The 4,171-nt window shown below is 55.6% G+C and carries 6 protein-coding genes; all 6 read left to right on the forward strand.

Annotated elements, in window-relative coordinates; all coding sequences use genetic code 11:
- Positions 1-331 (forward strand): chemotaxis protein CheD (locus ACPLUI_RS11830; RefSeq protein WP_424660465.1); only part of this gene is annotated, 331 nt, incomplete at its 5' end.
- Position 332: 1 nt separating this feature from the next.
- Entirely contained in the window at positions 333-1,103 is a 771-nt protein-coding gene (locus ACPLUI_RS11835) for a CheR family methyltransferase (protein ID WP_424660466.1), read from the forward strand.
- A 12-nt stretch (positions 1,104-1,115) separates the two neighbouring features.
- Positions 1,116-1,745, forward strand: coding sequence for a chemotaxis protein CheC (locus tag ACPLUI_RS11840; RefSeq protein WP_424660467.1), 630 nt, complete (start codon positions 1,116-1,118; stop codon positions 1,743-1,745).
- 22 nt (positions 1,746-1,767) lie between these two features.
- Positions 1,768-2,142, forward strand: coding sequence for a response regulator (locus tag ACPLUI_RS11845; RefSeq protein ID WP_424660468.1), 375 nt, complete (start codon positions 1,768-1,770; stop codon positions 2,140-2,142).
- 20 nt (positions 2,143-2,162) lie between these two features.
- Positions 2,163-3,158, forward strand: coding sequence for a flagellar motor switch protein FliM (gene fliM, locus ACPLUI_RS11850; protein ID WP_424660469.1), 996 nt, complete (start codon positions 2,163-2,165; stop codon positions 3,156-3,158).
- Positions 3,145-4,171: flagellar motor switch phosphatase FliY (gene fliY, locus ACPLUI_RS11855; RefSeq protein ID WP_424660470.1), on the forward strand; the 1,027-nt coding region annotated here is incomplete at its 3' end. The genes fliM and fliY, both read left to right, overlap by 14 nt.

The following is a 4,171-nucleotide window of genomic DNA, read 5'->3' on the forward strand; positions in this document are numbered from 1 at the left end:
TACCCAGTTCAACAACGTCACCAAACCGGCCAAGTTTGCCGATCTGGGTATACCGCTGTTGATCGAGGAATTGAGAAAACAAGGTGCCCAACTGAGCCGCCTGCAGGCCAAGCTGGTGGGAGGTGCGCAAATGTTCTCCGGCCTGGACAATAAAATGATCCTGAATATCGGTCAGCGCAACGTGGAAAAGGCCAGGGCGTTGTTAAAGGAAGCGGGTATCCCCATCCTGGCTGAAGAAGTTGGAGGCAACCGGGGACGAACAATGATCTTCGATACCAGCAACGGCCAGGTGAGCATCCGCATGCTGGGAAGCAAATTGAAGGTGATCTGAGATGGATTTCGCCCGGTTCAAGGAAATGATGCACCAGCACTTCCGCCTGGACCTGAACAGCTACAAGGAAACCCAGCTCAAGAGGCGCCTGGACACCTATCTTATGCGGCAGCAGCTTGCCGACTACGGAATGTTATTCCAGAAATTAAAAAATGACCCGCAGGCCTACCATTCATTTCTGGATTACCTGACTATAAACGTGTCGGAGTTTTTCCGGGACCCGGACAGGTTCCGGGAGCTGGAAAGCATTATTCTACCTACCCTCTTAAAAGAAAAAAGAACGCTGAAGGTATGGAGCGCAGCCTGCGCGGCTGGCGCCGAGCCATACTCGGTAGCCATCATCCTGGAAGAACTTACTCCCGGGCACCCACACCACCTGGAGGCTACCGATATAGATCAGAACATCCTGGCTAAAGCAAAGGAAGGCCGGTATCCTCCCGAGGTGGTACGCAACGTAAGCCCACAGCGTTTGACCCGGTTTTTTACCCGGGAAAGAGGTGTTTTCATCATTAACGAAAATATCCGCCGGCGGGTAATCTTCCGGCGCCACGACCTGCTGAACGATCCCTTCGGGCAGGGATATGACCTCATCCTGTGCCGCAACGTAACCATTTATTTCACCCGGGAAGCCCAGGACAGGTTGAACGAGAAACTAGCCCGGGCCCTTGTCCCGGGAGGGGTACTGTTTATTGGAGGAAGCGAGATGATTTTTAATTATCAGGAACTGGGTCTGGAAAAATTACGCACCTGCTTTTACCGGAAGCGGGTTTAAGGGGGGGAGCTCTTGAGCTACAGGAATCTTTCACCGGTGGAACTCGACGCCCTTAAAGAAATCGGAAATATCGGGCTGGGTAACGCCGTAACTTCTCTCGCCCAGCTGATTAACCGGCGGGTGAACATGCGCGTGCCGCGCAGCAGCTTCCTGCCCTTTGAAGACATGATCGACCTTGTGGGAGGGTACGAGGAGCTGGTGGGGTGCGTTAGCCTGCGGGTGCTTGGGGACGCACCGGGAATAGTGCTGTATATCTTCGACGGAGAAAGCACCCTTCACCTGGTTGACATGCTCATGGGGCTGCCGGTGGGGACGACCAGGGAACTGGACGAGATGGCTCAATCGGCCATAAAGGAAATCGGCAATGTGCTCACCGGTTCTTTTGTCAGCGCCATCAGCATGATGACCGGCCTGAACATGGTTACCACCGTACCGCTGTTTGCCTTTGACATGCTCGGAGCGGTGCTCACTTCCCTGATGGTAGCCGCGGGAAGGGTTGAAGAGCAGGTGCTGGTTATTGAAACAGAACTATTCCCTGACGCGGAAACATTGATTAAAGGACATTTTTTCCTGCTCACTGAACCGGGCGCTATCGACCGGCTGATGGCCGTTCTCGGTTTCGACGGAGGGCAGAGCTCTTAAAATATGTGAGGGGGAAACAGCATTGGGAAAAAGGATTCTGGTGGTCGACGACGCCGCCTTCATGCGCATGATGATTAAAAACATAATCACCAAAAACGGCTATGAAGTGGCGGGAGAAGCAGAAAACGGCAAGCAGGCCGTGGAAAAGTATGTAGAATTAAAACCCGACCTGGTTACCATGGACATCACCATGCCCGACATGGACGGTATTGAAGCCGTAAAGGCCATCCGGGCGGTCGACCCCAACGCCAATATCATCATGTGCAGCGCCATGGGTCAGCAGGCCATGGTGATGGACGCCATCCAGGCGGGAGCGAAGGATTTCATCGTCAAACCTTTCCAGCAGGACCGTCTCCTGCAGGCCATAGAGCGGGTACTGGCCCGCTCCCGCAAGTAATGCAAGAGGAGGCACATTGAATGCAGGAAGTCTTAAGCCAGGGGGAAATAGATTCCCTGCTGGCGGCCCTTACTTCCGGCGAGCTGAATCTGGAGGAAGTCCCCAAAACCCAGGCTCCCCCGGTCAAATCTTACGACTTCCGCCGTCCGAACAAATTTTCCAAAGAACACCTGCGCACGCTGGAAATGCTGCACCAGCATTTCGCACGGCTTTTGTCCAGCTTTCTGTCGGGTTACCTGCGGACTGCGGTCAACGTAGAGATGGCTTCAGTGGGACAGATGATCTATGAAGAATTTATCCGTTCCATCCCCAGCCCCACGGCCCTGGCCGTTTTTAGTTTAAAACCGCTCGAAGGTTCAGCCTTGCTGGAAGTAAATAGCCAGGTGGTCTTTCCCATGCTGGACCTGCTTTTTGGCGGGCCGGGTACTTCTACCGTTCCCATGAGAGAACTGACTGATATTGAGCTAACCGTGGTAAAAAGGCTGGTAGAACGCATTCTGGAGCACATGGCCCAGGCCTGGCATGACTTTTATCCCGTGGAGCCGGAAGTCCAGGACATAGAGAGCAACCCCAGGATGCAGCAAATGTACTCACCCAATGAAGTGGTGGCCCTCATTACCTTTGCCGTAGCCATTAACGAGGAAGAGCGGGGTTTTATGAATCTATGCCTGCCGTACATATTGATGGAGCCGGTAATATCCCGGCTCTCTGTGCGCCAGCAGTTCAGCCGGCAGGTGGGGGGACCCCGCCCCGAGGATATAGAGCGGCTCAGCCACTGGCTCGGATTTTCCCGGGTGGAATTGCAGGTAATCCTGGGGGAAACGGAAATCACCGTGCATGAATTGCTGCAACTGCAGGAAGGAGACGTGATAGTGCTGAACCGCCATCTAAACCAGGACCTGGATCTGTACGTGGAAGGGGAACGAAAATTCGGCGTGCAGGCCGGGCGGGTGGGGCAAAATCTGGCGGTGCAGGTGGTATCGCTCATCGGGGAGGAAATGAATGGTGCCGGATAATAATCAATTTTTAAGTCAGGAAGAAATAGACGCCCTGTTAAAGGCCACAGCCGGAGAATCCACACGGGAGGAGGAGCTCGGGGTCGGACAGGGAGCGGAAGAAGTAGCTGCGACGGCTGCACCCGTTCTGGAAGAAGGTGCCGGGGAAGAGGTGGAGGGAAATCCGGAACCAGCACCCGCAGAAGCTGCAGATACCATCTCCACAGCTGGTGGAGAGCCACTGACCGCATGTTGCAGGCCGGCGGTGGCCCTGACCCCTGAGGAAAGGGACGCCCTGGGAGAAATCGGCAACATTTCCATGGGTTCCGCAGCCACCACCCTGTCCGAACTGCTGAACAGGAAAGTAACCATTACCAGCCCCCGGGTGCTCACCTGCACGCAGGAAGAGTTTTTCGCGGGCTTCAAAGTTCCCTATGTGATCATCCAGGTGGAGTTCAAAGAGGGGCTCAAGGGGTTCAACGTCCTTATCATCCAGTTGAGGGACGCCATGATCATGGCCGATTTGATGATGGGCGGCGACGGCACCAACGTGGCGGAACAGATATCCGAACTGGAGCTTTCGGCAGCCTCGGAAGCGATGAACCAGATGATCGGCACGGCCTCCACCTCATTAGCCACCATCTTCCGCCGTACCATCAATATCTCCCCGCCTCAGACCACGGTACTGGAGGTATCCGGAGGAAAGACCGCCTACCGGCTGCCAACCGAAGACCCCATTGTCGTGGTCTCTTTCAAGATGACCATCGGCGACCTGGTGGATACGGAGATCATGCAGATCATGAGCCTCGAAACGGCCAGGGAGGAGGCCGCCATTCTTCTGGAGCAGTTAACGGCGGAAACGACAGCTCCCGCCCTGGAACCGGCAACCGGAAAGGAGGAAGCCGTCCCACCCCCCGAACCCCCGGCGATGGCCGCGCAGGCGGCACCACCCCCGGCACGGGCTGCAGGGGAACCGCCAGCAGGTGGTGGAAGGCGTTCCCGCGCCACCTTAAGCGAAGAGGAACAGCGCAAGC

The sequence above is a fragment of the Desulfofundulus sp. genome, assembly GCF_049701015.1.
Taxonomy (GTDB): Bacteria; Bacillota; Desulfotomaculia; order Desulfotomaculales; family Desulfovirgulaceae; genus Desulfofundulus.

What these genes read in the sequence shown, in the direction of transcription:
- fliM (WP_424660469.1), top strand. Translation starts at nt 2,163, where the DNA reads ATGCAGGAAGTCTTAAGCCAGGGGGAAATAGATTCCCTGCTGGCGGCC.
- ACPLUI_RS11835 (WP_424660466.1), top strand. Translation starts at nt 333, where the DNA reads ATGGATTTCGCCCGGTTCAAGGAAATGATGCACCAGCACTTCCGCCTG.